Below are 1,667 nucleotides of genomic sequence, written 5' to 3'. Positions count from 1 at the left end.
CAGACTAGATGAACAAGGCCTAGGTCTAGTAAATTGATTGGCATCTGTTTCCTCCGATTTTTTATCTTTTTATTAGTATATCGGATAATAGGGATTCAAGATAGATACCTCGTTATTGGACGCTTACGCTTCTTGTTTTCTTTCTGGTGAGCTATCGAAAAAATTGTCCTTACTAGCCATGATTCTAAAGTGTAAAAATTTTCCGTTACCTGTAAATTCGTAAGCATTAAAATAATTAACAAGAGAGTATCCATTTGGAGATCCTGTTAAATAAATATCGTCGTTGCTACTATGGATGGTAGAGTGACCGTCGAAGTCATAGTAAATGCTATCATTTTCTGGTCTGGGAATATAATCGAGGTTATCGACAATCATGGCCATAACAGGATCATAGTCGGGATCGTGGTCCAAGTTTTGTGCATAGTAAACAGAATAGTGAATGAGGTTTGCTCTGAGGTCATAGTAGGTTTTGATGAGGAAGATAACAAGGCTGAGAAGGCCTAGGGTTAAGATGAATTTTTTCATGATGTTTTCTCCTTGACAAGTGAACTTTGGTTTTCAATGAGGGCTAGATTGGACTGCTAGTCCTTATTGAAACCTCCTTCCATAGGTGATGTTGAAAAGCCATTGGAGTTTTTCCCCTTTAGGAGGTTCGGGTTGGATGGCAATCAGGGGCTCCAAGATCTCGGCGACATATTTTTTAGCCTCCATCTTTCTTTGATCTGAGCTATCGTCAAATTTGGAATCGCTAGCGTATATTCTATAGTGGGAGAATTCCCCTTGCTCAGTAAAATAATAAAGCTCCTCGTTTTTTGACAGGAGATATTTTTCTGAAGATTTTGTGACATATATTTCATAATTCGCATTATAGATTGTAGAATGCCCATCAAAGTCATAGTGAATCGAATCATCTTCTAGTCGAGGGATATAGTCGAGGTTATCCACAACCATGGCCATAACAGGATCATAGTCAGGATCATGGTCTAGATTTTGTGCATAGTAGACAGAATAGTGGATGAGGTTTCCTCTGAGGTCATAGTAGGTTTTGATGAGGAAGATGACAAGGCTAAGGAGGCCTAGGGTTATAAAAAGTTTTTTCATGTATTACACCTCCTGTTTTTTTAATGCTTTTATTATACTGTTCTTTTTACCAAAATGGGTCTCCTTTGTCCGCCAATTTTGGCTTCCAATCTTAATCGCGAGGAAACTCTGGGTTTCAACGAATCATTCCCGTTGTTTCGAACCTCAGTTCTGACGGGGGATTACTGAACTGCAAAAAGAAAAATCGCCACGGTAAAGTAGCGATTTTTCCCTTTTGTGAGCCTCAATACAACGTCAAAGCGCTATAATAGTTAGTGTAAAAATCTCTATTAACGAGGTCTCACTATGAAAATTATAACACAACTCAATCTATTTGAAGATCAGGAATTTGGTGATTTAGAAAAAATTTTGATGGTATTAGATGCTCTACCTGAAACGGACCTGTTCAAGCAGTTAGAAGCAAAGCGGAAATATGGTCGTCGGGATTATTCTATCCAATCTTACTTCATCGCCTATATTGCTAAATTGATTCTTCAATTAGAGACTGACCAGCAATTGTTACGCCAATTGCGAATGAACAGTCAATTACGGCAAATCTGTGGCTTTGAAACTCACAGTGTCCGTCT

The 1,667-nt window shown here is 38.4% G+C and carries 3 protein-coding genes; 1 reads left to right on the top strand and 2 read right to left on the bottom strand.

The features are described from left to right. Positions 1 to 123: 123 nt before the first annotated feature. A complete protein-coding gene (locus HZY94_RS09080) occupies positions 124 to 525 on the bottom strand; it encodes a hypothetical protein (RefSeq protein ID WP_179925878.1) in 402 nt (133 codons plus the stop codon). Between the two features lie 63 nt (positions 526 to 588). Beyond that, on the bottom strand, positions 589 to 1,101 hold the full coding sequence (locus tag HZY94_RS09075; RefSeq protein WP_179925877.1) for a hypothetical protein: 513 nt from the start codon (positions 1,099 to 1,101) through the stop codon (positions 589 to 591). A 285-nt stretch (positions 1,102 to 1,386) separates the two neighbouring features. Here HZY94_RS09075 and HZY94_RS09070 point away from each other — a divergent pair. After that, the coding region (locus HZY94_RS09070) for a transposase (protein ID WP_179925367.1) at positions 1,387 to 1,667 on the top strand (281 nt) is incomplete at its 3' end.

It is taken from the genome of Streptococcus danieliae (assembly GCF_013415245.1).
In the GTDB taxonomy this organism is placed as follows: domain Bacteria; phylum Bacillota; class Bacilli; order Lactobacillales; family Streptococcaceae; genus Streptococcus; species Streptococcus danieliae_A.
Note: the sequence above shows the minus strand (reverse complement) of the source record. Positions and strands in the feature narration are given on the sequence as shown.

What these genes read in the sequence shown, in the direction of transcription:
- HZY94_RS09080 (WP_179925878.1), bottom strand. Translation starts at nt 525, where the DNA reads ATGAAAAAATTCATCTTAACCCTAGGCCTTCTCAGCCTTGTTATCTTC.
- HZY94_RS09075 (WP_179925877.1), bottom strand. Translation starts at nt 1,101, where the DNA reads ATGAAAAAACTTTTTATAACCCTAGGCCTCCTTAGCCTTGTCATCTTC.